This window comes from Maritalea sp. YIW29 (assembly GCF_057219265.1).
The window spans coordinates 1,324,084-1,349,489 of sequence record NZ_JBXVVF010000001.1; the positions used below are offsets into that span (position 1 = coordinate 1,324,084).

The window sequence follows — 25,406 nt, forward strand, 5'->3', positions numbered from 1 at the left end:
TTAATGGCAAAACAACGTGCGCAATATGTTTGCCAGTCGTGTGGCAATGTCACCAGCAAATGGTCTGGTCGATGCGAAAGCTGCAGCGAGTGGAACACAATTGTTGAAGAACAGACCAACTCGGGTGTCGGCAGCGGGCCAAAGTCTGCGGTCGCTTCGGGCCGGCCGACTGAATTGGTACCCCTATCGGGCTCCAGCGAAGATGCCAAGCGCGTTTGCACCAATATCGCCGAGCTTGACCGGGTAACCGGTGGTGGGTTTGTTGTTGGTTCTGCCATTTTGGTCGGCGGTGAGCCGGGCATCGGCAAATCAACCATTCTGTTGCAAGCAGCCGCGGCATTGGCCAATCAGGGCTTAAATGTTGTTTATATTTCTGGTGAGGAAGCCATCGCCCAAGTGCGCCTTCGCGCTGCACGATTGGGTGTTGCCAATTCCCCAGTAAAACTGGCCAGCGAAACCCATGTGGAAACAATTTTGGCCACATTGGAGGCTGCGGGAAAGCCTGATCTTGTGATCATTGATTCCGTGCAAACCCTATGGACTGAGCGAGTGGACAGCTCACCTGGCACCGTGACCCAGGTGCGCACCAGCGCCCAAGCGATGACCCGTTTTGCCAAAAAATCAGGTGCGGCAGTTGTTTTGGTTGGCCATGTCACCAAAGACGGGCAAATTGCCGGCCCTCGGGTTGTTGAACATATGGTGGATGCGGTTCTTTATTTTGAAGGAGACGCGAGCCACAATTTCCGCATTTTGCGCGGTGTGAAAAACCGATACGGCGCCACAGACGAAATCGGCGTTTTTGAAATGGCGTCGGAAGGATTGCGCGAAGTTGCCAACCCGTCCGCCCTGTTTTTGGATCAACGGGACAAGGAAGCATCTGGCTCAGCCGTGTTTGCTGGGATGGAGGGCACGCGCCCAGTGCTTGTTGAAATTCAAGCCCTTGTGTCCCCTTCACCGTTGGGCACCCCAAGGCGAGCAGTTGTCGGGTGGGATTCGAGCCGCCTATCCATGGTGTTAGCGGTGCTTGAAACCCATTGCGGCGTGCGCATTGGGGCCAACGATATTTATCTCAATGTGGCTGGTGGGCTGAAAATTTCTGAACCGGCTGCCGATTTGGCCGTTGCGGCGGCGCTTGTATCATCTCTAACAAATGCGCCCCTTCCGGCGGATGCCGTGTATTTTGGTGAGGTAAGTCTTTCGGGTGGTGTTCGCCCGGTTTCCCACAGCCAAACAAGGCTGAAAGAGGCTAATAAGCTTGGGTTTGGCCTTGCGGTAACGGCCGAAGGCAAAGACAAGCAAGAAGCCATTGAGACCCGAAGATACAAGCAATTGGCCGATATGGTGGCCCAAATTGCGGCCCGCGCCAAGCGGCCTATAAACCAAGATAATGAGTGAGCGCTTGGCAACAGCGCCAATAGCGTTTAAATGATTTGCATTATTCTATGCAGAGCATCCGTGAGGGAACAATCTTAAAATGATTACCGCGTTTGATATCGCCGTTGGCTTGATCGTCCTTATTTCAGCCTTGTTGGCGACCATGCGGGGTCTAACCCGCGAAGTTCTGTCGCTGGCGACTTGGGGCGGTTCCGCCATTTTCGCTTGGTGGATGTATGCCAATTATCCTGATTTAGCCCGTCAATATGTTGCAGAACCGCTTGTGGCGGACATCGCGACTGTTGTCGTCAGCTTCATTGTCGCGCTAATCGTGCTTCACCTGATGACCATGTGGATCGCCGATCTGGTTGTCGACAGCAAAATTGGTCCATTGGATCGTTCACTTGGGTTCATTTTTGGCGGATTGCGCGGCGTATTGATCGCAATCGTATTCGTAATTTTTGGTCAATGGCTGTTCTTCTCAGTTGTCGAGGAGTGGGGCAAAGACAGCAAGACTCTTCCTATGCTTTCCCAATTGGGCGATGATTTGATTGCGGTTCTTCCTGAAGACCTTGAAGGCATGGTCAGCGAGACCCTGCGGGGCCCATCAACAGCACCTGCAGAGCCAATTGGCGAAGGCACCGACGCATTGGAAGAAGAGCTTCCGACTGAAACTTCGACCTAATGGTCAAAGGTTTGCAAAAGCCTGTCATGTTGTTGACTCCCATCGCTCAGAGGCGTAATTGAGCCAACAACCATTGTACGACAATGAAATGACATAGGTGGACACCGGTGGCGCACTCCTCTCACCCGGCTGGCAATGCCAGTTCAGACGACGTTTTTGACCTTGAAAGCGACACGTTACATGAGGAGTGCGGTGTATTCGGCATCCTCCAACACGAGGACGCGGCGGCGCTAACCGCGCTTGGTCTTCACGCCCTACAACATCGTGGACAAGAAGCAGCGGGCATCGTGACATATGATGGCACCCGCTTCCATTCTGAACGCCGTATGGGCTTGGTTGGTGACCATTACACCGACCCGCAAATGCTTGAGAAACTGCCCGGCGACGTCGCAATTGGCCACAACCGTTATTCCACAACTGGCGAGGTGGCCTTACGCAATGTTCAACCCCTATTTGCTGAGCTAAGCGTTGGCGGCATTGCGGTGGCCCACAACGGCAATTTTACCAATGCATTGAAGTTGCGCAAAGAAATCATCGCCAACGGCGCGATTTGCCAATCAACTTCCGACAGCGAAGTGGTGCTTCACCTCATTGCACAGTCTAAAGAAAAAGGTTCAGCGGCTCGTTTCGTCGAAGCTATTTCCCAGATGGAAGGCGGCTACGCACTGATCGCCATGACACGGACCAAGCTGATGGGCGCTCGCGATCCATTTGGCATCCGCCCGCTGGTGCTTGGTGAACTTGATGGCGCGCCGATTTTAGCGTCAGAATCATGTGCTTTGGACATTATTGGCGCGAAATTTGTTCGCGACATTGAAAATGGCGAAGTGATCGTTTGTGAGAAACAAGCGGACGGTTCTGTCAAAATCACTTCATCCAAGCCGTTCGCGCCAAAACCTGAACGTGTCTGCCTATTTGAATATGTATATTTCGCCCGCCCCGACTCAATTGTTGCAGGTCGCTCTGTTTACAATGTGCGCAAAAATATGGGCCGCAACTTGGCCCGTGAAGCACAATTGTCTGGCGATGTGGTCGTGCCTGTGCCCGATGGCGGCACACCAGCGGCGATTGGCTATGCGCAAGAAAGTGGCATTCCGTTTGAATTGGGCATTATCCGCAATCACTATGTGGGACGTACCTTTATTGAGCCAAGCCAGCAAATTCGCGCCTTCGGCGTAAAGCTAAAGCACTCAGCAAATCGTGGGCAGCTTGATGGCAAGCGCGTGATCTTGGTTGATGATTCTGTTGTACGCGGCACAACGTCCACGAAAATTGTGCAGTTGGTGCGAGATGCTGGCGCAAGTGAAGTCCATTTGGTTGTGGCTAGCCCCAAAATTACCCATCCAGATTATTACGGCATTGATACGCCAAACCCTGAAAAGCTGTTGGCCAACCAATATACAGACCATGCTGAAATGTGTGCATTCATTGGCGCGGACTCGTTGCATTTCCTTTCTGTTGATGGGCTCTATGATGCTGTTGGTGGCGCACCGCGGGACCCACAGAACCCGCAATTTACGGATCACTATTTCACCGGCGAGTACCCTACCCGGCTCGTTGACCGCGAAGCGGAAGGCGAAGTGCAACCCAAACCACATTCCATGCTCCGAGAGGCAGGCTAGTTACTATGTCTGACACACAAGACCTTCAGGACCGCGTTGTTCTGATCACCGGCGCGTCTCGCGGCATCGGCTATTTCACCGCCATTGAGGCTGCCAAGCGCGGCGCCCATGTTATTGCAGTTGCCCGCACTGGCGGTGGATTAGAAGATCTGGACGACGATATTCAATCGGCTGGCGGTTCTTGCACGCTAGTGCCATTGGACATTGCTGAAGGCGACGCCATCGACAGAATGGGTGGTTCGATCTTTGAACGTTGGGGCAAACTTGACGGATTGATCGCCAATGCTGGTCTGCTGGGCATCATCAGCCCTGTTCCGCATCTCTCGCCAAAAGAAGTCGACAATGTTTTCAATGTGAATGTCACCGCCAATTTTCGGCTATTGCGTTCGCTTGATCCGTTGCTGCGCCAGTCTGATGCTGGTCGCGCTGTATTTGTGTCTTCGTCTGCTGCTGAAAGTGCAAATCCGTTTTGGGGACTTTATGCTGCGACTAAAGCTGCGCTGAACGCCATGACAAAGTCCTATGCGGGCGAAATGGAACAGTCTTCAGTGAAGGCCAATGTGTTTTACCCCGGCGCTGTACGCACCGGCATGCGCGCAAAAGCAGTGCCAGGTGAAAATCCAGATACGCTGCCACATCCGCGCGAGATTGCCCCGACGCTCGTTGATATGATTGCACCGAGCAACATGCAAAACGGTCAGGTATTTGATGTGCAAACAGGTGCGTATCGTCCGCTGTAGACTTGTCGCGACTTGGCTTGGATTTTGCGCTCAAGCAATTGCCTGATAATAGCACATTTTTTGCTTAAGCACTGACGGTGCTGGTACGTCCGTTGGGCTCAAGCCAAATTCGCCGTAAGTTTTGTCCAAGCGTTTCAATGCTGGCACCGCGTTAGTCGCGTTTAGTTTCGCGGCCCATTCCACATCGGCAGCATAATCATGGCCAATCAATTCTTGGCCAGACATACATGCGGACAACGCGCCCTCAATATCCTCTGCAATTGCGCTGAATGAGGCGGCAGCAAGCTTTGCTTCGGCAGAGAGTTCAGCGGCTTGAAAATAGGATGCTATCGCGCCTGCGGCCACCCAATCCTCAAATGCGGGACGGAGCGACCCATCCGATTGCCAACGCTCACCGGCCGCAACAATGATCACGTCCTTGCCTTGGGACTGCGCAGCACGTGCAACGGCCTCAGCATTGCGTAGAGTGCCGCCAAACACGTGGCGCTGTTTGGCGAACAAGGTCAAGTTGGATCCGTTGGGTGATGGCAGTACGATATTGTCATGGGGAGTAAGCTGATCAAGCGAAGGCGGCGAAAGGGAGAGGCCTTGCGCCTTACGTTTCCCGACGATCCTTAAATCCATCAATTCAGCAAAGCGTTTTGCGCCATCCCGTAATCCAAACGGAAACACCTTTGCGCCACGTGCACAGGCAACGCTGAGTGCTGATGAAAAGCTCAAGCAATCAACGATGATGGCAATTTCGGCTTTGTGATCAAGGGCGCGCTCACCCCACTCAACATGAATTTGGGGCACGATTAATGTGCCCGCAGGCCGATTACAATCGCAGCGGTGCCGATCAAGGCTGCAGCCGTGCGGTTCATGACTTTATAGACACTAGACGACTTAAGCCATTCCCGTGCGCCAGACGCTAGCAACGCATAAGGCATCAAAACCACGAACAGAACGACATAAGTCGCTGGAATGATTGTTACGAACTCGACAATGCCAATTGTATTGAGATCAATAAGTACTGGCAGCAACGCGAGATAGAACAGCATGGCTTTTGGGTTGCCCATGGTGATGAGGTAACCGTTCAGCATGGACGAAAAGGCTGAGCGCTTGTCGTCGACCTGTTCAGCTTTAAGTTCGCTGGTGTTTGTCCAAAATTTCCACGCTAAATAAAAAAGATAGGCAACACCCATATAACGAATGACTGTAAACGCTTCCGCATAAATTTCACTGATTGCGGCTAAACCCAGCACCGCAAGCGCCAACCAGGTTACATCACCAAATGCAATGCCCGCAATCATCGGGACAGCCCGTTTAAGACCACCGCCAAGTGCCGTACCGATTAGAGCCATTACGCCGGGACCCGGAATGCCGACAGCGATTGCCAACGCAATGCAATATGTCGCCAAAGCTGCGATTGTCATGAAGCCCTCTTGATGGTTGCTTGAGAAATTCGAGAATGATGAAATGCAAATCTATGCTCACATGTTTTGATCGTCAATCTCGTCGTCATGAATTTTTGTGATGGGGTATTTCAAATACTGATTTTTGTTCCCGTTTTGATTGTGCGAGCATGCAGGTCAATGTTGGAGTGCAGAATATGCTACTGGGATTCATTGTTGCTACGATCGTCATTACCCTCTCGCCGGGGCCTTCAATCATCGTTTTGTTGGTTGTGAGTTTACGCCAAGGCGCCACCGCTGGCATGAAATATAGTTTAGGGGTGATCACCGCAGATGCGATATTGATCAGCGCGAGCCTACTTGGCCTAGGGGCACTGATGCAAAGTTCTGTGCTGTTATTTAACGTCGTGAAATGGGCGGGGATCGCCTATTTGATTTATCTCGGCATAAAGCAATTGCGGGCTGACCACAAAGTTGACTTCTCTGACGCAAAGTCAACGGCCGGTCCTTATGTGCAAGGCTGGGCGACAACCATGCTCAACCCAAAAGCCATTGGCTTCTTCGTGGCGTTCTTCCCGCAATTTATTGAACCAACACAGGCGTTTTGGCCGCAATTGGCGTTCCTCGGTCCACTGTTCCTAACGATGGTATTTGTGATGTTCGCGATTATTGCGGCTTTGGCCGCGCGCACGAAATTGCTTTTTGAAAGTGAAAAGGGGCAAAAAACGCTTAAGTTTGGATCAGCTTTTGGTCTGCTTGGTAGCGGTTTGGCTGCTATGTTTGCGCAGCGCGTTTAACCATTAAGATCGTAAAATAATCAAATGCGTAATGGTGTCGGCAAATACCAAATGCAAAGATTGTTTCACTCACCGGCGCACACGAAAATCAAAAGCCCCTCACGGCTTGCCGGCAAATGCGAAAACCTGTGAAAGACTAGGATTAGTTTGTTGGCCTAAATTGTTGCCGCTTCCGACTAGTGACATCCCCTCTGGTTGAATGAGGTTTTCAACTTTTCCAATTCACTACCGGCCGAAGCGCTGGCGATGTCTCCGACAATTCCTTCAACGCTATGGGTAATTTGGTCGTTCTTGTCATCTGAGATCAAAGCGCCAACCGTGCCGATAATACTATCTGCGTCAGCATCTTCCTTGATCTGCGAGTATCTCGCCGATTTCATACACCAGTTCTGTGCAACTCATTTGTGAGATGGAATGGCCGCTTTAGCCCGCCCCAAATGCGGGGCCCATCAGTGCCATGGCACCGGGGTCGGGAATAGCCACCATAATGGCCAACGCGATACAAAATGTCGCCAGAGCTGCGAGTGTCGTGATGCCCTCTTGTTGGTTGCTTGATAAATTCGAAAATGATGGAGGACAAATTTATGCTCACGTGTTTTGACCGTCAATCTTGCGGTCATGAATTTTTGTGATGGGGAATTTCAAATACCGAAGTTGGAATTAGGTTGGGATTGATCAGCATTGGAATTGCTGCGAAGCTTCTATGACAAACTTGTTGAATGGTGGAGCAAATGTCTGGCTGGATTGCACTTCAAGAAAAGATATCAAGATACATTTCATCATTTTCATATGTTGGATTGGTGTTCGGAACGCTGTTCTTTGCCGCTTCATTGACCCCTTCACTCTTGCCCAGGGACCATCTCATGCAGGGTCTGTTGGGAGGCGTTGCCTTTGTTTGCGGCTACGGACTTGGAAAATTCATGTTCTGGGTTTGGCGTTATCTTGAGCTGGGTGAGTTAACCGGCATATTCATGCAGGTCGCAAAGTGGATCGTTGCCATTTCCTGTTTGTGCATCTCGATTTACTTTTTGTGGCTCTCAACTGGTTGGCAGAACTCCATTAGGGTTTTGATGGAAATGACGCCGGTCAATAGCGCGCGACCAGTGCTTGTGGCATTTATTGCTCTTGCGTTGGCGATTACCCTGTTGGCGATTTTGCATTGGATCACCGAACTATTTGGTTGGGTTTCAAATAAACTTGGCCGATTTATTCCAAGGCGAATATCAAATGTTCTTGGGATTGTAGTGGTCCTATTGTTCCTTACATCTCTTGTTGACGGACTTTTAGTGAAAAACGTTTTGACGTTTATGGACAACTTGTATCTTCAAGCTGATCGCCTGACGGCACAGGGCATAAACCAACCAAACAATCCACTTTCTTCTGGCAGCGCTGCGTCGTTGATCAAATGGGAGACGGTTGGAAAGAAGGGGAAAGATTTCATTGCGAATGGGCCCAGCAGGGCAGAGTTGGAAGATTTTTCGAACCGACCAGCACTTGACCCATTGCGAATATATGTGGGCTTGCGTTCGGCCAAGACTGACATGGATCGTGCGGAGTTAGCCCTCGCCGAGTTAAAGCGCACAGGTGGGTTTGAGCGCTCCATTTTGGTCATTGCAACGCCCACAGGTAGCGGTTGGCACGACCCCAAGGCCGTTGACCCTCTCGAATATCTACACAATGGCGATACAGCAATTGTAACCATGCAATACTCATATTTGCCAAGCTGGCTTACAATCATCGTTGATCCAACACGTTCACGTCGCGCGGCAAAAAGTCTATTTGACGCAATTTATGGTCATTGGGTGACTTTGCCCAAAGGCAGCCGGCCCAAAATCTATCTGTACGGCATGAGTCTTGGCGCTCTTGGTGCTGAAACATCGGCAGATCCGTTCGCGTTGCTCGATGACCCTATTCAAGGCGGACTTTTTGCTGGGCCGCCTTTTGCCAGCACGATTTGGCCAATCTTAACTCAAAATAGGAATGAAGAATCCCCTTATTGGCTGCCACGATTTCGAGATGGCTCACTGGTTCGCTTTACCGGTCGCCAAAATTCTTTGCACATAGAAGGGGCGGAATGGGGCAGTGTCAGATTTGTATATCTCCAACATGCTAGCGATCCCATGGTATTTTTCTCAACTGATCTATTATTTGAAAAGCCGAAATGGCTTGTAGGTGAACGCGCGCCGGATATTTCAGGCGAGTTTCAGTGGTTTCCGATAGTCACATTCTTGCAAACAGCATTCGACATTCCGATGTCAGGTCGGGTTCTTCCAGGATATAGCCACGTTTATGCAGCCTCAAGCTATATCGACAGTTGGCTTGAAGTTACCGACCCGACTGGCTGGGATACAGAAAAAATTGAACGATTAAAGCAGTTGTTTGAGCGCTGAATACGAAACTTTACTAAGCAAGAAAATATGCGGTCAAGCCGTTGGCGGAATCGGCGTCCTCATCAACCTACCAGCGTTTGGCTTTTTCCTTGTCGTGGTATGGATTATCGCCACCACGAAGCCACATGCGGATTGGCACGCCTGCAAGGTTAAATGCCTCGCGCAAGCCATTGCTCAAATAACGCTCATAGGATTTTGGTACAGCGTCTGGTCTTGATGAAAAGATGATGAAACTCGGCGGCCGGGTTTTGGCCTGTGTCATATAGCGGAAGCGCAACCGACGCCCAGAGACCGCTGGGGGTGGATGGCTCTCGGTCATTGTGGTCAACCACTTGTTTAAGCGGGCAGTAGAAATCCTTGAATTCCAAGTCTTTTCCACCTTCAGAACTGACTCCATCAACCGATCGATATTCTTGCCGCGCAAACCCGATAGCGTGATAAGCGGCACGCCCTTAAGTTGGGGCAAAAGCCGTTCGCAGGATTCTTTGAGGTGGTTGAGGTGTTCCTGTTTGTTTTTAACAAGGTCCCATTTGTTGAGCGCGATCACAAGCGCACGTCCCTCACGTTCGACCAAATCCGCAAGTTGCAAATCTTGTTTTTCAAACGGGATCGTTGCATCTAGCATCAGCACAACAATTTCAGCAAATTGGATTGACCGCAGTGCATCGGCAACGGAAAGTTTTTCCAACTTTTCCTGCACCTTTGCACGCTTGCGAATGCCTGCTGTATCCACAAGATTGATTGTGCGGCCTTGCCATTCCCACGGCACCATAATCGCATCGCGCGTAATGCCGGCTTCGGGGCCTGTTAGAACACGCTCAGCGCCAACCATTTTGTTGATGAGCGTCGATTTACCGGCATTTGGACGACCGATGATCGCCACGTTGAGGAACCGGTTGGGGTCATACGTCCCCTGCCCGTCTTCCACGCCTTTGCCGTCATCTTCCAAATCAACATTGACTTCTGGCATCATGGATTCGTCGAGCTGGGCGACGGCCTGCTCAAACTCATCTTTGCCGGCTTCAAGCGTTTCTGCGGCATCTTCAATGGCAGTCGCCACAATATTGTATAGATCTGCAAGGCCTAGGCCATGTTCTGCAGACAAAGCGACGGGCTCGCCAAAGCCAAGCTTAAACGCCTCATAAAGACCAGCTTCGGCAGCACGGCCTTCAACCTTATTGGCAAGCAGCGTCACCTTTTTATTGGCTTTGCGCAGCAATTTGGCGAAATGCTCGTCCATCGGTGTCACGCCAGCGCGCGCATCTATCATCAGCAAGATCACGTCAGCGGTCTGAATAGCGGCCTCGGTTTGCTGGCGCATACGCCCTTCAAGCGTCTCGTCGTCAGCGTCTTCATAACCAGCTGTATCAATTAGCGTAAATGTTAGGTCGCCAATGCGGCCCTCGCCTTCACGTCGATCGCGGGTCACGCCGGGTGTATCGTCGACCAGCGCGAGTTTTTTGCCCACCAGACGATTAAACAACGTGGATTTACCGACATTGGGACGCCCAACAATCGCAACAGAAACAGACATTTATTGGGCTCCAATCAGCGCGTCAGATTATTCCGACGCTGCCTCGGTTGTTGAACCGATACCTTGTGCCGTTAGTTGGCCAAGATAAAGGGAAACACGCAACCCAAGATCACGTGGGGTCAATGGATCAGCTGCAATCGTGTCAAACAGCAAACGTGCTTCAACAAAATTGCCAGCCTTATAATGAGCAAGGCCGATCGCCTCGCGCGCCGCGTTGCGCAATGGGTGGCTATCGACTTGCATTTCGCCAACGCGCTGGGTCACCGCAGCTGCGTCACCAGTATCAACAAGAAAATAGGCTGCAAAAACCGAAGCCAATTCGCGCAGACGCGTATCAGATGAAGTTGTGGTCAAAGCATCATAGGCAGCAATTGCTTCATCGGTTTTGCCGTCTTCAGCCAAAAGTGCCGCCATGCGGAATTTTGCAAGGACCGGATATTGCCCTGAACCCGTTTCGATAACTTGTGTCAAAGCCGTTTGGCCTGCAGCAATGTCACCGCCCTCAACGCTTTGAATTGCGGCGGTGAATTGATCCGCACCGCGGTTCGCCGTTGATGTTTGCCACCAGCGCCATGCCTCGTTACCTGCAACAAGCAAAATAATAACAGCTGCAACGCCGATCACATATGGGCCGAACTGGCGCCAAAGCTTGTTCATACGTTCGTTGCGTAGCTCTTCATCAACTTCGCGGAATACATTATCGGTATCTGACATTTACTGCGCTCATATTTAGAGTGATTTCAGGTCGTGCACCTTAGTGCGGACGAACTAGAAATGCAATTTATGTTTAGAAGAATTACGCACATTCCTGCGCGAACGAACATCAATTTGCAATAGAGGTAATTGGGGCGCACAATCCTGATATGAATAGCGAGCAAATCGACAAATTCAAATTGCTTTTGCGAAACCGCAAAGTGGAGCTTGACGGCTTAAACGCGCTGAGTGCGGATGCGCGCAATACGGTGGCGTTGGATCAACAATCGGTTGGCCGTTTATCGCGCATGGACGCGATGCAGGCGCAGGCCATGGCACAAGCACAGGAACGTCAGCGAGGGGCTGAATTGATGCGCATAGAGCAAGCCCTAACCCGAATTGCCAATGACGAGTTTGGATTTTGCGAAGATTGTGGTGATGAGATTAGTGAAAAACGGCTGAACGTCGATCCAGCCGCTTTGTTTTGCCTGAAATGTGCCAACGCCAACGAGCGTTAGTGTAAAAGCTTAGATAAATGGTGAAATGCCGATGAGCCATTCATGGGCCCAAAATGCGAAAATCAAATAAAACACCGTACCTGCGACAACAGACTTTACATCATTGATGACTGGGCCTGCGCTTGGTGTTGGGTCTCCACGTCTTTTGACGGCAATGCGGTTCCAAACGGTCCAAGCAAGGAAAGAGCCGAACAAAATGATTGAAGCTAGGTCGCCGTTCACCAACAGATGAGCAAAAGCCCAAATTTTCACGCCGGTAATCATCGGATGTTTGAGCATCGCCTTGATCTTGCCAGCTGGAAAGCTGGAAGCTGCCAATGCAATGAAGGCGATCCAGATCAACGCATATGCAATGTGACGCATAAAGGCTGGTGGTTCGTAGAAAAACGCTGCGTCCGGACGGGCTTGCATGAAGCCCCAAATGATCAATCCAAGGCCAACGGCGGAAACAAGAGAATAAATGCCCTTCCAGCCATTTTCGCCGCGCGTTTCCAATTGCTGGTCGCGCCAACCCGGTGCAACCATACGCACAGAGTGAATGCCAAGAAAAATGATGATGCCTAATATTAGCCAGATCATGATGTCTGCCTCCCAATCCTAAATCATGTCTTCTATTTAGGCAGGCTTGGCACCCTCCACAACCGCCTTAAGCATTTTAAGTTGCACGCTGTCCGCTTTTTTGATCACCATCTTCAACAATGGCTTCAACAAAATCATCATGCCTTTGGCCTCACAACTTGCAACAAGCGAAATGCTAGTCCCCTCGTCCACTGCATTGATCTCATAGACATAGGTGGCGCTGAAATTGCCGCGGGTAGATCGATAGGCAATCAGCATGAGCGGAGCGTAGTCAACCACAGGGGAAAACATTTCTTTGCCCCCAGCTCGATAAAGCAACGGGTTTTCTGGCGCTGTCGGCTCGCCGTTCGCTGTACGCACATTTTCAATTGCAGGCATCCATTTAGCCAGTTTTTCAGGCTCAGTCAGATGCGCCCAAATCGCGCTGATGGGTGCGTTGATGGTTTCTTGCACGGTGAAGATTTGAGTCATCTTGTTCCCCCTGTCGCCCAAAGATAGTGCTATGGGCAAATTGATTGCAAATTTTGATATATATTGGATGTCTAAATTTCAATTTACCAAAGAAACGTCACACAATTTTGCCTCCGTCGGCGCGCAAAACGGCAAAATACGATTAGGCTGAGTTGGTGTTTCTGACTTGTGCAACAATCACCTGTTCGCCGGGAATGACCGCTTTGAACCCAAAGCGCAACAAACCCGACAGACAATGAATGATGAGTTGGCACGATTGAGAAAGAAACTGGTGGGTGATGGTCCTGCCGAACGTCAAATTCTCTTGATGAAACTTCTCTACGAATTTGAGAATGCTCCAATTTTTGGCGACAAATACATTGCAGATGCCGCGTCACCTCCCCAACAATGGATCGCCCGTGTTGGCGCACTCCTCGCGAGAATGGGGTTGGGGTATAAAACTTCGTTCCAAGTTACTAGAAACACTAGTGTACAGTACTGGAAATTCACACGAGAGCAAATGCGCCAACAATTGCTGGCGGCGGCCGAGGAAATCAAGTTAGAGCTTGAGTTGGATGGACATGAGGAGATCGGTCAGGTCTACGAGGCTCAGCACCAATATGACTTTTTGCGTGACCTCAAAGCAATTATTCTAGGTGCAAAAAACGAAGTGTTTATCGTTGACCCTTACTTCGACGGAGGCGCATTCGATACATATCTGGGAGAACTTGGAAGTAGTTGCAAGATTCGTCTGCTGTGTTCGAGGTTTTCAAGTGAGGTGGCGGGCCACGCAAAAGCTTTCAGTGCTCAATTTGGTGTGACGCCAGAGCTAAGAAAAATCAAAGAGATCCATGACCGGCTGGTAATTTTGGATAGATCAGATTGTTGGATAGTTGGTGGATCTATAAAAGATGCTGGAAAGAAACCCACTTACCTAGTTCCACTTCAGCCGAGCATCGCGCCCGCGAAAGTCGAGATATATGAAGCTCTTTGGCAAAGGTCCCCACCGCTATAACCGAGGTCATCGGTCAACTGCTAGTGGCTTCCTCCTATTTCTAAAAGCAGACATTGAGAATGTGGGTCCGAGCGTTTACTTTGTCCGCAAAGCGGACACTCAAATGGTCGACACAAATGGTGATTCTGTTCCAGCTTCAGCGGCTGGGACGGTTTCGCGTAACGTCCAATACTGCCAATCCATGGGTTGAATTGTTCGTTGTATTGCTTGCGTGATCGTCTCGCGGCGCTGGCGGTGGGCAGTTTAGCACGCTTCAACCTTCGTGCCCTTCGCCGCGCTGCGCTGGCTCAGGGCGTTCGCAACTCAAATTGGTCCACTGGACCAATTTGCCCTAAAGGTCGTTGCTCACTCCCATTCAATGGTCCCAGGTGGTTTTGACGTCACGTCATAAACAACCCGATTGATGCCTTTGACCTCATTGATGATACGCGTGGCAGTACGGCCAAGGAATTCCATGTCGTAGTGATAGAAATCAGCGGTCATGCCATCAACGGACGTCACTGCACGCAAAGCGCACACAGATTCATATGTGCGGCCATCGCCCATCACGCCAACAGTTTGAACTGGTAACAAAACAGCAAACGCTTGCCAGATTTTGTCGTACTGGCCGGACTTACGGATTTCGTCGAGATAAATGGCGTCTGCTTTGCGCAAAATGTCTGCTTTTTCTTTATTCACGCCACCTGGGCAGCGGATTGCTAGGCCGGGTCCAGGGAATGGATGGCGACCGACGAAACTATCGGGCAAACCAAGTTCACGACCCAGGGCACGCACTTCGTCTTTAAACAATTCTCGAAGCGGTTCGACAAGTTTTAGGTCCATCTTTTCAGGCAGGCCACCAACATTGTGGTGCGACTTGATGGTTACGCTCGGCCCGCCGGTGAAGGACACGCTTTCGATCACGTCAGGGTACAATGTACCTTGGGCCAAGAACTTAGCACCTCCGACTTTTTTCGCTTCTTTATCAAAGGTTTCAATAAACAGCCGGCCAATGATCTTGCGCTTCTCTTCGGGATCAGACTTGCCGTCTAGCTCTCCCAAAAACTCGTCCGCAGCATCAACATGCACAAGCGGAATATTGTAGTGATCACGGAATAGGTTCACCACCTCCTCCGCCTCATTCATGCGCAGCAATCCATGATCCACAAAGATGCAGGTCAGTTGGTCGCCAATGGCTTCGTGAATAAGCACCGCTGCAACAGAAGAATCAACGCCGCCAGATAGGCCGCAAATGACTTTTTCATCGCCGACTTGATCGCGGATTTGCTGGATAGCTTGTTCTCGATACGCGCCCATGGTCCAGTCGCCGGTGCAACCGCAAACATTCATGACAAAGTTGCGATAAAGCTCGGCGCCTTTTGGCGTGTGGTGCACTTCTGGGTGGAATTGAACCGCCCAGATTTGGCGTTCTTCATTGGCAATGACGGCTAGTGGCGCGCCAGTTGAGGTTGCGACAACTTCAAACCCGGTCGGAATTTTTGTGACACGGTCACCGTGGCTCATCCAAACCTGCTGTTCACCGCCAACGGCCCATTCGTCACCAAACAAAGAGCATGGTTTTTCGATGTTTAGGGTCGCACGGCCATATTCAGCATCCAGCCCCGCTTCCACCTTGCCATCTAGCGCCACACAAAGCGCTTGTTGACCGTAGCAAATGCCCAAGATTGGCAGTCCGGCATCGAGCAATGATTGATCGATATGCGGGGCGTGTTCATCCAAAACACTTGCTGGTCCACCGGAAAGGATGATTCCGCGTGGGTTCATGTCTTTAAGCGCAGTGGCCGCGCTCGAAAATGGATGAATTTCGCAATAGACATTTAGTTCGCGCAAGCGCCGGGCAATAAGCTGGGTGACTTGCGAACCGAAGTCTACAATTAGGATGGTTTGGTGATCTTTTGCTGTCATGGCGACGCTTTACCGCCAAACAGTCAATTGTGCAACCGCAATTGGTCTGATCGAACGCAGAATCTAATGGTTGCCCAGATTTTTTGTCCTATCGCCACATAACCAGCATCAAACCGGCTGACATAAGCGCGACGCCTGCCACAGTCTTGATGCTCATGTTGCGCTGTTCCAAGTCAAACCACGCAAATTGATCATAGAACTGGCTGGCGATGATCTGGCCGAACACAACGATCAAAATGAATGGGCCGACACCCAGCTTGGGGACAGCGGAAATGGAAACCAACACTTGGTAGACCCCAACCAGCGCACCAAACCACACCCATTTGGGTGTCGAATTAAGTTGAGACCAATTTGGCAGACTGGATTTTGAAGCAATCGCTATGATGCCTATCGCTACGGTTGCAATAATAAATGCAACAAGAGCGGCGGCAATTGAGCTGTCGAACGCAACAGACATGCGCGCATAAATTGGCCCTTGCGCTGCGATGAGGGCTCCGCCGATGAATGAAGCAAATATCAACCAAAAGTTCGCAACGCTCATTTGAGTAACTTGTACATATAGGTGGTGGCGTGAAAATCATCCCCCACGGCGTTCTTGGCAAATTGGGGGATGATGCCAGCTGTTTTGTAACCAAGCGATGCGTAAAGCGGCTCTGCGCCATCGCCTGTTCGTGTATCCAGGGTAATCAGACTGCGTTCTCGCTCAATTGCTGCCCGCTCAAGCGCCTGCATGATTTGTTTTGCATATCCTTTGCGGCGGAAATTGGGGTGAACCATCAGTTTGGAGATTTCTGCGCGATGTGGCTGATTGTTTGGCATACCAACAATCAGTTGACCGGTGCCGGCCAATTGCGCGCCTTCAACCGCGATGAACATCAGCCGATCGCCATTTTCCAATTGTGGTCTTATCGTGTTTTGCCAAAATGCAGCCGCCTCGTCTTCACTAAGGGGCGCGACGAACCCAACTGCCCCGTCTCGGGCGACGGTTTGGCACAACATGTCAGCCAATTGATCGAGATGTTCGTCGAGCTGCGTGGCGCTGATTTGCTTTATCATTTTTTGAACTCCCGCATCATCAAACCAAAACAAGCATGTAGGACGCACCCGAATGCGCTGGAGTTGAAAACCGAGAGGCTTCGAAAAGCTGATATCGCAAGCAGTCCCCTGATTTCAGTTGATAGGTTGTGCCATTCACTTCGAGTTCAAGCTCCCCATCCAGCAGATAAAGGTGATGTTCAAGACCACTGAGTGCCGGTTTGTCGTATGAAATTCGCTTGCCGGGCTCCAGTTCACATCGCAAGAGTTCCGCGCTTAAGCCCGTCGCTGGTGGTGAAACACTTGTACGGGTAAATCCATTCACCTCATCTCGCCAAACTTGTTGATCTGCGGGCGCAAGAAACGGTTCAAACTCCTCCTCCACCATCGCCAACAGTCTGGACATGGGCAGTTTGTAGACAGCGCACAATTTGCCCAGCACCTGGGCGGTTGGGCTGACTTCAGACTTTTCGAGCCGAGACAATGTTGCACGGCTGACGCCGCTTTGCGTTGCCAACTGATCCAGCGACAACCCCTGCTCATTTCGCAACATTTTAAGGCGAGCTGCCAAGCGTCCTGGTAGATCTGCCACCCTATACCTCACTTAGAGAATTATTCCCATATATGAGAATACCGAACTTTGTGCGCGCGTCAAGACATCAAGGATAATGCTACGCAATGCAGCCATGCGTTTTTACTTCTTGACTTGACCGGCGACATTCGACAATAAAGCGCCAACTTAAAAGTAGCCATTTGTTGGCTACAGCGCCGACTAGCAACGAATTAGTTGTTTTGCAAAACTGGTCAATGACGATCAAATGCAATGTAGTAGGCGTCAAAATTGGAAAGATGCCTCCTTTGACATTTGAATCGTTCGGTCTTAGCCAGCCGATCCTAACATGCTTGGCTAATTTAGATTATTCTGAGCCAACTCCTATTCAGTCTAAAGCCATTCCCGCCGCCCTTGAAGGCCGCGATATTGTTGGCTTAGCGCAAACGGGTACGGGTAAAACTGCGGCCTTTACATTGCCGACAATTGCTCGGCTTGCGGAAGATATTCCAGCAACTAAAAAGCGTAAAATACGCGCTTTGATCATTTCGCCAACCCGCGAATTGGCTGCTCAAATTCACGACACAGTAAAGCGCTTCACAACACGTGTGCCTTTGCGTTCAACAATTATTGTTGGTGGCGTTTCTTACCACAAGCAAAAACATGCGCTTCAGCATGGCGTTGATATTTTGGTGGGTACACCGGGTCGCTTGATCGATATGATCGATCAAAAATTCATCGACCTGAGTGAAGTCGAAACAGTTGTGCTCGACGAAGCTGACCAAATGCTTGATATTGGCTTTTTGCCAGCGATCCGGTCTATTTTGGAATTGTTGCCTGACGAACGTCAGACAATGTTGTTCTCAGCGACGATGCCAAAAGAGATTCGCAAGCTGACAAACAACCACTTGACCAACCCGCTTGAAATTTCAGTAATTCCTGAAACTAAAACAGCGGACCGGATTGAGCAAAAAGTTATCGCGATCGGCCAAAAAGCCAAGATGGAGTCCATCAGCGATCTTTTGTTGGAATATGAAGGCGAGCAAATCATCGTCTTTACCCGCACAAAGCATGGTGCTGATAAAGTAACAAAACGCTTGGGTGTATCCAACATTCGAGCTGCTGCCATTCACGGTAATAAGTCTCACAATCAGCGCGAACGTGCCTTGCAAGATTTCCGCAAAGGCAAAACACGCGTTTTGGTTGCGACTGATATTGCGGCGCGCGGCATCGACGTTCCCGGTGTTGGCTTGGTTGTAAATTATGACCTTCCAGAAGTGCCAGAAGCATATGTACACCGCATTGGCCGGACTGCACGTGCTGGCGCATCAGGCATTGCGATTTCGCTTGTATCTACCGAAGAATTGGGTCTGTTGGGCGACATTCAACGCACTATTGGCACCCCAATCTCAGCGTTCGATACGAATGGAGAGCCGGTTGAATTGGACTTGCCTCGTTCATCTGGCCAAAAACGTTCATTCCGTCGCGGTGGCGGCGGTGGTGGCAACCGCCGTCCACGTGGTGGCGAAGGCAATCATCGTAAAGGTGGTGGTGGCAACCGTTCACGCGGTGGCGCTACTTCTGAGGGGCGTCGTGAAGGCGGTGCACGGGCTGACGGCAAGCGCGGCGATAAGCCATTTGGCAGCAAGCCAAAACGTGATGGTCAAAAGCGCAGCGGTCCACCTAATGGCAAACGTCGCGGTGGCAGCGGTGGCAATGGTGGCGCAGGCGGTGGAAACCGGTCACGCGGACCAAAAGTTGCTTAAGCGCAGCGCAGACTAGATTTTTAAAAGGGTCGAACATTAGTTCGGCCCTTTTTTTATCCGGCCATCAACTCGTCTGAGGATTTTGGCAGTTCGTCAAATTTGGCGACGGCGCGTTTGAGCGCCTCAAAGCATTTTCCATCAATCGCGCTGCCCACCATGTCGTCCAAAATAGCCAATGCCTTTTCAACTGGCATCGCCAAGCGATAGGGACGATCTGCCGTCAAGGCATCAAAAATATCCGCAACTGTGACAATGCGGGTCTCTAGGTCGATTTCATCACCCTTAAGGCCATCAGGATAGCCTTTGCCGTCCAACCGCTCATGGTGACCGCCAGCGACGTGAACAAAGCCACTGAATGCTTTGACCTTTGATAGAATTTGACGCGAGTAGACTGGATGTCTTTTCACCGCTGCAAATTCCGCATCATTTAGCCGATCTGGTTTGTCTAAAATCGCGTTGCTGACACCAAGTTTGCCAATATCATGCAATAGCGCAGCTCGTCGTAAGGTACGCCTGTGGTCAGCTGATAATCCCATTTCCTCAGCAATAAGGTCGGTGAAAACCATCACGCGATCTGAGTGGCCGGCGGTGTATGGGCTTTTACTATCAACTACCTTTGCGAAGCCTTGCGCGACATCATCAAGATAGTCTTCGTCCGCAATGCGCTGATTTTGGGTTGGTTCTTGCTGATATACATGGCCGGGTGTGTTTGGATCAGCCAGTGTTTGCCAAAAATCATCGTCTTTTGAGATGGTCAAAAACGCCTTCACCAGATTAGGGTCGAACCATTTGCCGCGTCTGGACTTTATTGTTTTGATTGCACCCACCTTTCCTTCTGCAGCGAAGAAAACATCAACCACCTGACTCAAAAGGGCAATTTGAGAAAATAAGGGAATTTCTTTCCCTGACAAACCTGCAGGCAACCCACTCCCATCCCAATGTTCATCAAGGCTTCGAATAGCCAGTGCAACGGGTTCGGAAAACCGCATTTGACGCGCGATATCAGCGCCACGCTGGCATCTTGTTTCGACCAATTCTTGTGGGATTTTTCGCCCTGTGCGCAGCACATTGACGATTGTTTTGAATTTGTCGGCGAAGTTAGATTGAATGCCCACATGTTTGACGGCAAACCCTAAAACTTGGGGCAAACTACCGTCAATTTTGCGCAGCTCGCGTTTGAAAGAAATATCTTCTGCCACATAGTGCGCGCAAAGACGTGATGCGTTGCTTGAGCAACCAAGGTCTTTGAGCAAAATCGCATAGTAGAGATCAGATAGTTCCTCGTGGCGCAAATTTAGGAATTTGCCGATGGACATCCCCACCCAGCACGCGCGCGCTGAATGGCCCTTGGGCTGGCCATCTGTCAAATCGAGCGCTTCGCTGAGCGCCGCAATTAATTCTGCTAGTCGAACTTGATTATTTTGGATCGGCTGGGACGCAGCGGACATATGGGCACCAATATGTTGTCAGTATGCCCACATATTCGCCGCTGCCGATTAAAAATGCCTAAACATTCTCGGGTCTTATCTCTAAGCCGTACGTTGAAGCACGGAAAAGAAAAAACCGTCTGTATTTGTTGATGCTGGGGTCAATGTGACCGACTTCAGGTCGCTGGACCATGGCATTGGTTTATCAAAACCATAAAGGTCTTGCCAGACTTCGCCAGCTGACAGCAATTCAAAGTTCGGGTTCTCTTCCATAAACGCATAGATTTGCCCCTCGTTCTCCTCTGGGAAGATCGAACAGGTGATGTAAACGAGGAACCCGCCAACTTTCACAAAAGGCACTGACTGAGAGAGCACTTCTTCTTGCTCTTGCAGGCGTTGCTCCAAAAGCTGCTTCGTTAGTCGCCACTTTGCATCTGGGCGACGACGCCATGTGCCAGATCCGGTGCAAGGTGCATCCAGAACAACCCGGTCCATATTGCCAATCAAATCAGTGAGTGGATTGTCATGGTGGGGCTGACGCACCTGAATATTGTGCAAACCTGAACGTTTAATACGATCCCAAATCGGCGCCAACCGAGACTTGTCACTGTCATAGGCAAACAATTGGCCTTTGCTTTCCATCATCGCGCCCATAGCAAGGGTTTTACCCCCAGCGCCAGCGCATAGATCAAGCACCTTTTCACCCGGACGTGCAAAAATCAGCTCAGAGACAATCTGACTGCCCTCGTCTTGAATTTCGTACCGGCCTTTTTTGAAGGCTTCTTCAACTTGTACATTTGGCGTGCGCGAATCTCGCGTGCCGGCCGCAATTCGAATGCCATTGGTTGCGATGTCGGTCGCGGCGGCATTGGTGTGCTTGAGCGCTTTAAGGACCTTCTCTTGCGTCGACTTCAAGTGATTGACCCTAATGTCGAGCGGAGGGCGTTGTGCCAGCGCCTGCCCTTCTGCAATCCAATCTTCTGCAAAGTTGCTTTCAAAGGAGTTTTGCGTCCATTCCGGAATGTTGGCTTGCACATGCTCAGGCGCATCCACCAATGGATCATCGCGCAAAAGGGTATCAATTTCTTTTGCCGATAAAGCTTCAGGTGCGAACTTATCGCCCTCAAAACTTGCGTTCAATTCTTGAGGCACTTCGCCCCAATCGCGGACCAAAGTAGCAAAGGCTAGGCTGCGAGCGCTTTCAGAACGTGCGACATGGGCGTGCGAGAGCTTTTTGCGCAATGCATCATAAACAATGTTGCCAATGGCGGCTCTGTCACCAGAACCGGCAAAACGGTGAGCAAGGCCCCAGTCTTTTAGCGCATCGCCGACCGGGCGTTTGCGTTTTTCGATATCCGCTAAAACTTCAATAGCGGCATTCAGCCGACCAGGTAAACGCATTTGCGCCTCACAAAATTAGAGTTTGAATGGCAAAGCCAGCCCACATTGTCGCGAGGATAGCCATGCCAATCACATACACGATGAAACGGCGATATACCCGGTTCGTCGTGATGTGGATTGCGGTATGTATATATCGAGAAATAACAAAAAGCACTCCAAGAATCGCCGACCATAGGTTTGTTTGGTTGGTGGCCAAGCTAATGGCCGACAAGGCGTAAAACATGACGGGCAATTGGAATTGGTTGGCAAGATTGTTCGACGCTAATTTCGCCGACAATGGCCATGCTTTGCTTTCAACTGCAATGTCGCCAATTTCGATCTCCCGCGAGAAAACCAATGGCAGTCGGCGATGCCCCAGTATGATGAGAACCAAGAAGGTCAAAAACACTTGGGCGAACACCGCCAACAGCAACAGTTTTTCCGCGAAAACCATTTGAATTAACGTCCACCGCGATAGTTAGGGCTTTCGCGGGTGATGGAAACATCATGCACGTGGCTTTCGCTTAGCGCTGCGCCGGAGATTTTCACGAACTCAGCATTGGCCGCAAAATCTTTCAGGTTGGCCGCGCCCGTATAGCCCATTGATGCACGTAAGCCGCCTGCCAATTGGTGCAATATCGCGCCCGCGGCGCCTTTATACGGCACTTGGCCTTCGATGCCCTCTGGCACCAATTTCATCGAATCGCTAACATCCTGTTGGAAGTACCGATCAGCAGAACCTCGCGCCATTGCGCCCACTGAGCCCATGCCACGATAGGACTTATATGATCGCCCTTGATATAGGTATACTTCGCCAGGACTTTCGTCTGTTCCGGCCAGAAGTGAGCCGACCATCGCGCAATTTGCGCCACCGGCCAATGCTTTAGCCAAATCGCCTGAGAATTTGATTCCGCCATCAGCGATGATTGGAATGTCAGATTTCGCGGCTTCTTCCGCACATCCCATAACGGCTGCTAGTTGGGGAACGCCTACACCTGCGATAATTCGCGTCGTGCAAATCGAGCCTGGTCCAATGCCCACTTTAACTGCATCAGCGCCTGCGTCGATCAACGCACGTGTTGCCGCGGCCGTTGCCACGTTTCCGGCGACGATACGGACACTTGAATTTTCTTTTTTGAGGCGCGTCACAATTTTCGCCACTTCGACATTGTGGCCGTGGGCCGTGTCGATGACCAACAGATCGACTTCAGCGTCGATAAGCTGCAAGCAGCGGTCATAGCCCTTGTCGCCAACGGTCGAAGCAGCCGCACAGCGCAAACGTCCTTTGCTGTCTTTAATCGCATTAGGGTGCAGTTGGGCTTTTTCGATGTCTTTAACGGTGATCAGGCCAACACAATTGTAGGCGTCATCCACCACCAAGAGTTTCTCAATGCGATTTGCGTGGAGCAAATGCTTGGCTTCATCTTGGGTCGCCGCGTCGCGAACGGTGATCAAATTCTCTTTCGTCATCAATTCGGATACGGGCTGATTAGGGTTTTTAGCAAATCGAACATCGCGGTTGGTCAAAATGCCGACCAATTTGCCCGAATTCCGGCCGCCAGTGCCGCCACCTTCAACAACTGGGATGCCCGAAATATTTCGGCTTTCCATCACGCCAAATGCATCGGACAATGTCGCTTCTGGTCCGATTGTGATCGGGTTAACGACCATGCCGCTTTCAAAGTGCTTTACTTGCTTTACCTGCTCGGCTTGCTCTTCTGGGGTCAAATTGCGGTGAATAACACCAAGGCCGCCGGCCTGCGCCAGTGCAATCGCCATTTTGGATTCGGTGACTGTGTCCATTGCCGATGAAAGAATGGGCAAGTTCAGCTCGATGTCTTTTGTGACCCTTGCTTTCAGGTCAACATCAGCTGGCATGACGCTTGATTCAGCTGGCTGCAACAATACGTCGTCGAACGTAAGTGCGGTATCACCGGTTGCTGTAGAAATGATTTTTGCCATGGGCGTGACCCTCCGTCTAAAACACGAATGATAGGAATGCGTCGAGACTGGTGGGTGTTGCGCCACCATTCACTGGTTGGCGAGGGTGATTACCATGACATTAATCATTTGCATAGTGGTGGATAAAACAAATTTTTATGACATTTGCGTCCAAAGGATTGTCGTGCGACTATGTTGGTCCAACCACTGAGTCTTTAGGTATTTATGTCAAATCGCATCACACCGCTAATTTTGGCGGTGGCATTGTTTATGGAAATGATGGATTCTACCGTGATCGCCACGTCACTGCCTGCTATTGCGGCGGACATTGGATCTGAGCCAATTTCACTCAAATTGGCATTGGCGGCATATCTTGTTGCATTGGCCGTATTCATCCCCATAAGCGGCTGGATGGCAGACCGATACGGCGCTCGAAATGTGTTTCGTGGAGCTATTGTTGTCTTCATGCTCGGTTCGATCGCCTGTGCGTTTGCCGACTCGCTGTTTACATTTGTGCTGGCTCGGTTCCTACAGGGTATCGGCGGCTCAATGATGACGCCACTGGCGCGGCTTATCCTCATTCGGAATACACCCAAAAAAGATCTAATTAACGCCTGGGCATGGCTGACAATGCCTGCCCTGTTCGGCCCACTCGCAGGGCCGCCGGTTGGAGGATTCTTGACCACCTATTTCTCATGGCATTGGATTTTTTACATCAATATCCCTATTGGAGTTATCGGCATTATTTTAGCCAGCAAATACCTGGGCGGAACCGGACATCGCGAGTCACGCAAATTGGATTGGATTGGGTTCTTATTGACCGGGAGTTGTTTCTCGGGGCTAATTTTTGGCCTATCAGTCGTCAGCCTGCCCGCGTTGCCGCCAATTTTTGGCGCGTCGGTAGCTGTTGCCGGACTAATATGCGGTTTGCTCTATATTGTTCACGCACGGCGCGTCGACAATCCTGTTTTGGATCTCAAAGTGTTTGACGAGCCTATCTTTCGAACGGCAACAATTGCAGGTTTTGTTTTTCGCATTTCGATTGGCGGCACACCGTTTCTCTTCCCGCTCATGCTTCAAATCGGATTTGGCTACTCGCCGTTTGAATCAGGCATGATTACTTTCATCGGCGCGGGTGGCGCAATTTTGATGAAGTTCTTCCTCAAGCCCGCACTCGGGACATTTGGCTTTCGTACATTGTTGATGGCTGGTGTTGGCGTTTCTGGCGTCCTATCAGTCACCCACGGCTTTTTCACCGCACAGACCCCTATTTGGATCATCATGTCAATCTTGCTGTTTATGGGATTTTTCCGCTCGATGTATTTTACATCTTTGAACACGCTGACATTCACTCAAACGCCAAATGAACTGGCTGGCTCTGCGACCGTGATCAGCTCTGTGTCGATACAGTTAGCGTTTGCGTTCGGTGTTGCATTCGCCGCGCTGTTGCTCGAGGGCCTTGCGTTCTTCCGTGGCGTGGAAGTGGGCGTTGCCGAAATCCAAACAGCATTCCTGATATTGGCGTCCCTCACCTTCCTGTCTTTAGTCCCGCTGGTAGGTTTGTCAAAACAAGTTGGTGACGAGGTTTCAGGGCATAATAAGTAAGACGCT

At 50.7% G+C, this 25,406-nt stretch carries 25 protein-coding genes; 10 read left to right on the forward strand and 15 right to left on the reverse strand.

Going from position 1 to position 25,406, the window contains the following annotated elements; genetic code table 11:
• Nucleotides 1-3: 3 nt before the first annotated feature.
• From radA to AC2D8L_RS06440, 4 genes are all read left to right on the forward strand, one after another.
• Complete coding sequence (gene radA / locus AC2D8L_RS06425) at nt 4-1,395, forward strand: DNA repair protein RadA (RefSeq protein WP_484684609.1); 1,392 nt, start codon at nt 4-6, stop codon at nt 1,393-1,395.
• 79 nt (nt 1,396-1,474) lie between these two features.
• Nucleotides 1,475-2,059: a CvpA family protein gene (locus AC2D8L_RS06430; protein WP_484684610.1), complete on the forward strand. Its 585-nt coding sequence runs from the start codon at nt 1,475-1,477 to the stop codon at nt 2,057-2,059.
• 107 nt (nt 2,060-2,166) lie between these two features.
• Nucleotides 2,167-3,681 carry an amidophosphoribosyltransferase gene (gene purF, locus AC2D8L_RS06435; RefSeq protein ID WP_484684611.1) on the forward strand — a complete coding sequence of 505 codons (1,515 nt, stop codon included), beginning with the start codon at nt 2,167-2,169 and terminating at the stop codon, nt 3,679-3,681.
• 5 nt (nt 3,682-3,686) lie between these two features.
• Nucleotides 3,687-4,421, forward strand: a complete 735-nt coding sequence (locus tag AC2D8L_RS06440; RefSeq protein WP_484684612.1) for an SDR family NAD(P)-dependent oxidoreductase — start codon at nt 3,687-3,689, stop codon at nt 4,419-4,421.
• 30 nt (nt 4,422-4,451) lie between these two features.
• Here the strand turns inward: AC2D8L_RS06440 and AC2D8L_RS06445 are convergent, their stop codons facing one another.
• Nucleotides 4,452-5,216, reverse strand: coding sequence for a 2-phosphosulfolactate phosphatase (locus AC2D8L_RS06445; protein ID WP_484684613.1), 765 nt, complete (start codon nt 5,214-5,216; stop codon nt 4,452-4,454).
• Between the two features lie 2 nt (nt 5,217-5,218).
• Nucleotides 5,219-5,836 carry a LysE family translocator gene (locus AC2D8L_RS06450; RefSeq protein WP_484684614.1) on the reverse strand — a complete coding sequence of 206 codons (618 nt, stop codon included), beginning with the start codon at nt 5,834-5,836 and terminating at the stop codon, nt 5,219-5,221.
• A 176-nt stretch (nt 5,837-6,012) separates the two neighbouring features.
• On the opposite strand from AC2D8L_RS06450, the gene AC2D8L_RS06455 reads away from it, so the two are divergent.
• A complete protein-coding gene (locus tag AC2D8L_RS06455; protein WP_484684615.1) occupies nt 6,013-6,612 on the forward strand; it encodes a LysE family translocator in 600 nt (199 codons plus the stop codon).
• Between the two features lie 176 nt (nt 6,613-6,788).
• On the opposite strand, the gene AC2D8L_RS06460 is transcribed toward AC2D8L_RS06455, so the two are convergent.
• The gene (locus tag AC2D8L_RS06460; RefSeq protein WP_484684616.1) at nt 6,789-6,992 is read right to left on the reverse strand and encodes a hypothetical protein; all 204 of its coding nucleotides are present in this window, start codon (nt 6,990-6,992) and stop codon (nt 6,789-6,791) included.
• Between the two features lie 351 nt (nt 6,993-7,343).
• Between AC2D8L_RS06460 and AC2D8L_RS06465 the strand changes: the two genes are divergently transcribed.
• Nucleotides 7,344-9,002: an alpha/beta hydrolase gene (locus AC2D8L_RS06465; RefSeq protein ID WP_484684617.1), complete on the forward strand. Its 1,659-nt coding sequence runs from the start codon at nt 7,344-7,346 to the stop codon at nt 9,000-9,002.
• A 67-nt stretch (nt 9,003-9,069) separates the two neighbouring features.
• Here the strand turns inward: AC2D8L_RS06465 and der are convergent, their stop codons facing one another.
• Nucleotides 9,070-10,536 carry a ribosome biogenesis GTPase Der gene (der, locus tag AC2D8L_RS06470; RefSeq protein WP_484684618.1) on the reverse strand — a complete coding sequence of 489 codons (1,467 nt, stop codon included), beginning with the start codon at nt 10,534-10,536 and terminating at the stop codon, nt 9,070-9,072.
• Between the two features lie 27 nt (nt 10,537-10,563).
• Nucleotides 10,564-11,250: a tetratricopeptide repeat protein gene (locus tag AC2D8L_RS06475; protein WP_484684619.1), complete on the reverse strand. Its 687-nt coding sequence runs from the start codon at nt 11,248-11,250 to the stop codon at nt 10,564-10,566.
• 149 nt (nt 11,251-11,399) lie between these two features.
• Between AC2D8L_RS06475 and AC2D8L_RS06480 the strand changes: the two genes are divergently transcribed.
• Nucleotides 11,400-11,747: a TraR/DksA family transcriptional regulator gene (locus tag AC2D8L_RS06480; RefSeq protein ID WP_484684620.1), complete on the forward strand. Its 348-nt coding sequence runs from the start codon at nt 11,400-11,402 to the stop codon at nt 11,745-11,747.
• Nucleotides 11,748-11,756: 9 nt separating this feature from the next.
• On the opposite strand, the gene AC2D8L_RS06485 is transcribed toward AC2D8L_RS06480, so the two are convergent.
• Complete coding sequence (locus AC2D8L_RS06485) at nt 11,757-12,326, reverse strand: NnrU family protein (protein ID WP_484684621.1); 570 nt, start codon at nt 12,324-12,326, stop codon at nt 11,757-11,759.
• 36 nt (nt 12,327-12,362) lie between these two features.
• The gene (locus tag AC2D8L_RS06490; protein ID WP_484684622.1) at nt 12,363-12,797 is read right to left on the reverse strand and encodes an SRPBCC family protein; all 435 of its coding nucleotides are present in this window, start codon (nt 12,795-12,797) and stop codon (nt 12,363-12,365) included.
• A 235-nt stretch (nt 12,798-13,032) separates the two neighbouring features.
• Here AC2D8L_RS06490 and AC2D8L_RS06495 point away from each other — a divergent pair, with 235 nt between their 5' ends.
• On the forward strand, nt 13,033-13,791 hold the full coding sequence (locus AC2D8L_RS06495; protein WP_484684623.1) for a hypothetical protein: 759 nt from the start codon (nt 13,033-13,035) through the stop codon (nt 13,789-13,791).
• Between the two features lie 345 nt (nt 13,792-14,136).
• On the opposite strand, the gene guaA is transcribed toward AC2D8L_RS06495, so the two are convergent.
• The 4 genes from guaA to AC2D8L_RS06515 all read right to left on the reverse strand — a co-directional run bounded on the left by guaA (nt 14,137) and on the right by AC2D8L_RS06515 (nt 17,323).
• A complete protein-coding gene (gene guaA, locus AC2D8L_RS06500; protein WP_484684624.1) occupies nt 14,137-15,696 on the reverse strand; it encodes a glutamine-hydrolyzing GMP synthase in 1,560 nt (519 codons plus the stop codon).
• 88 nt (nt 15,697-15,784) lie between these two features.
• Complete coding sequence (locus tag AC2D8L_RS06505) at nt 15,785-16,237, reverse strand: DMT family transporter (protein WP_484684625.1); 453 nt, start codon at nt 16,235-16,237, stop codon at nt 15,785-15,787.
• A complete protein-coding gene (locus tag AC2D8L_RS06510; RefSeq protein ID WP_484684626.1) occupies nt 16,234-16,752 on the reverse strand; it encodes a GNAT family N-acetyltransferase in 519 nt (172 codons plus the stop codon). The genes AC2D8L_RS06505 and AC2D8L_RS06510 overlap by 4 nt, the downstream gene beginning before the upstream one ends.
• A gap of 19 nt (nt 16,753-16,771) precedes the next feature.
• On the reverse strand, nt 16,772-17,323 hold the full coding sequence (locus AC2D8L_RS06515) for a helix-turn-helix domain-containing protein (RefSeq protein ID WP_484684627.1): 552 nt from the start codon (nt 17,321-17,323) through the stop codon (nt 16,772-16,774).
• A gap of 257 nt (nt 17,324-17,580) precedes the next feature.
• On the opposite strand from AC2D8L_RS06515, the gene AC2D8L_RS06520 reads away from it, so the two are divergent.
• Complete coding sequence (locus AC2D8L_RS06520; RefSeq protein ID WP_484684628.1) at nt 17,581-19,047, forward strand: DEAD/DEAH box helicase; 1,467 nt, start codon at nt 17,581-17,583, stop codon at nt 19,045-19,047.
• A gap of 53 nt (nt 19,048-19,100) precedes the next feature.
• Here the strand turns inward: AC2D8L_RS06520 and AC2D8L_RS06525 are convergent, their stop codons facing one another.
• The 4 genes from AC2D8L_RS06525 to guaB all read right to left on the reverse strand — a co-directional run bounded on the left by AC2D8L_RS06525 (nt 19,101) and on the right by guaB (nt 23,816).
• Nucleotides 19,101-20,495, reverse strand: coding sequence for an HD-GYP domain-containing protein (locus tag AC2D8L_RS06525; protein ID WP_484684629.1), 1,395 nt, complete (start codon nt 20,493-20,495; stop codon nt 19,101-19,103).
• A gap of 81 nt (nt 20,496-20,576) precedes the next feature.
• Nucleotides 20,577-21,875 (reverse strand): RsmB/NOP family class I SAM-dependent RNA methyltransferase, encoded by a 1,299-nt coding sequence (locus tag AC2D8L_RS06530; RefSeq protein ID WP_484684630.1) that lies wholly within the window; start codon nt 21,873-21,875, stop codon nt 20,577-20,579.
• A gap of 7 nt (nt 21,876-21,882) precedes the next feature.
• Nucleotides 21,883-22,308, reverse strand: coding sequence for an MAPEG family protein (locus AC2D8L_RS06535; protein WP_484684631.1), 426 nt, complete (start codon nt 22,306-22,308; stop codon nt 21,883-21,885).
• 5 nt (nt 22,309-22,313) lie between these two features.
• Nucleotides 22,314-23,816, reverse strand: a complete 1,503-nt coding sequence (gene guaB, locus AC2D8L_RS06540; protein ID WP_484684632.1) for an IMP dehydrogenase — start codon at nt 23,814-23,816, stop codon at nt 22,314-22,316.
• A gap of 204 nt (nt 23,817-24,020) precedes the next feature.
• Here guaB and AC2D8L_RS06545 point away from each other — a divergent pair, with 204 nt between their 5' ends.
• Complete coding sequence (locus tag AC2D8L_RS06545) at nt 24,021-25,400, forward strand: DHA2 family efflux MFS transporter permease subunit (protein ID WP_484684633.1); 1,380 nt, start codon at nt 24,021-24,023, stop codon at nt 25,398-25,400.
• Nucleotides 25,401-25,406: the final 6 nt, after the last annotated feature.

Coding starts and splice junctions, on each gene's coding strand:
- guaA (WP_484684624.1), bottom strand. CDS start 15,696: ATGACAGCAAAAGATCACCAAACCATCCTAATTGTAGACTTCGGTTCG.
- AC2D8L_RS06465 (WP_484684617.1), top strand. CDS start 7,344: ATGTCTGGCTGGATTGCACTTCAAGAAAAGATATCAAGATACATTTCA.
- AC2D8L_RS06525 (WP_484684629.1), bottom strand. CDS start 20,495: ATGTCCGCTGCGTCCCAGCCGATCCAAAATAATCAAGTTCGACTAGCA.
- AC2D8L_RS06495 (WP_484684623.1), top strand. CDS start 13,033: ATGAATGATGAGTTGGCACGATTGAGAAAGAAACTGGTGGGTGATGGT.
- AC2D8L_RS06520 (WP_484684628.1), top strand. CDS start 17,581: ATGCCTCCTTTGACATTTGAATCGTTCGGTCTTAGCCAGCCGATCCTA.
- AC2D8L_RS06480 (WP_484684620.1), top strand. CDS start 11,400: ATGAATAGCGAGCAAATCGACAAATTCAAATTGCTTTTGCGAAACCGC.
- AC2D8L_RS06475 (WP_484684619.1), bottom strand. CDS start 11,250: ATGTCAGATACCGATAATGTATTCCGCGAAGTTGATGAAGAGCTACGC.
- radA (WP_484684609.1), top strand. CDS start 4: ATGGCAAAACAACGTGCGCAATATGTTTGCCAGTCGTGTGGCAATGTC.
- AC2D8L_RS06530 (WP_484684630.1), bottom strand. CDS start 21,875: ATGCGTTTACCTGGTCGGCTGAATGCCGCTATTGAAGTTTTAGCGGAT.
- AC2D8L_RS06460 (WP_484684616.1), bottom strand. CDS start 6,992: ATGAAATCGGCGAGATACTCGCAGATCAAGGAAGATGCTGACGCAGAT.
- AC2D8L_RS06535 (WP_484684631.1), bottom strand. CDS start 22,308: ATGGTTTTCGCGGAAAAACTGTTGCTGTTGGCGGTGTTCGCCCAAGTG.
- AC2D8L_RS06485 (WP_484684621.1), bottom strand. CDS start 12,326: ATGATCTGGCTAATATTAGGCATCATCATTTTTCTTGGCATTCACTCT.
- AC2D8L_RS06450 (WP_484684614.1), bottom strand. CDS start 5,836: ATGACAATCGCAGCTTTGGCGACATATTGCATTGCGTTGGCAATCGCT.
- guaB (WP_484684632.1), bottom strand. CDS start 23,816: ATGGCAAAAATCATTTCTACAGCAACCGGTGATACCGCACTTACGTTC.
- AC2D8L_RS06490 (WP_484684622.1), bottom strand. CDS start 12,797: ATGACTCAAATCTTCACCGTGCAAGAAACCATCAACGCACCCATCAGC.
- der (WP_484684618.1), bottom strand. CDS start 10,536: ATGTCTGTTTCTGTTGCGATTGTTGGGCGTCCCAATGTCGGTAAATCC.
- AC2D8L_RS06440 (WP_484684612.1), top strand. CDS start 3,687: ATGTCTGACACACAAGACCTTCAGGACCGCGTTGTTCTGATCACCGGC.
- AC2D8L_RS06505 (WP_484684625.1), bottom strand. CDS start 16,237: ATGAGCGTTGCGAACTTTTGGTTGATATTTGCTTCATTCATCGGCGGA.
- AC2D8L_RS06510 (WP_484684626.1), bottom strand. CDS start 16,752: ATGATAAAGCAAATCAGCGCCACGCAGCTCGACGAACATCTCGATCAA.
- AC2D8L_RS06455 (WP_484684615.1), top strand. CDS start 6,013: ATGCTACTGGGATTCATTGTTGCTACGATCGTCATTACCCTCTCGCCG.
- AC2D8L_RS06430 (WP_484684610.1), top strand. CDS start 1,475: ATGATTACCGCGTTTGATATCGCCGTTGGCTTGATCGTCCTTATTTCA.
- AC2D8L_RS06545 (WP_484684633.1), top strand. CDS start 24,021: ATGTCAAATCGCATCACACCGCTAATTTTGGCGGTGGCATTGTTTATG.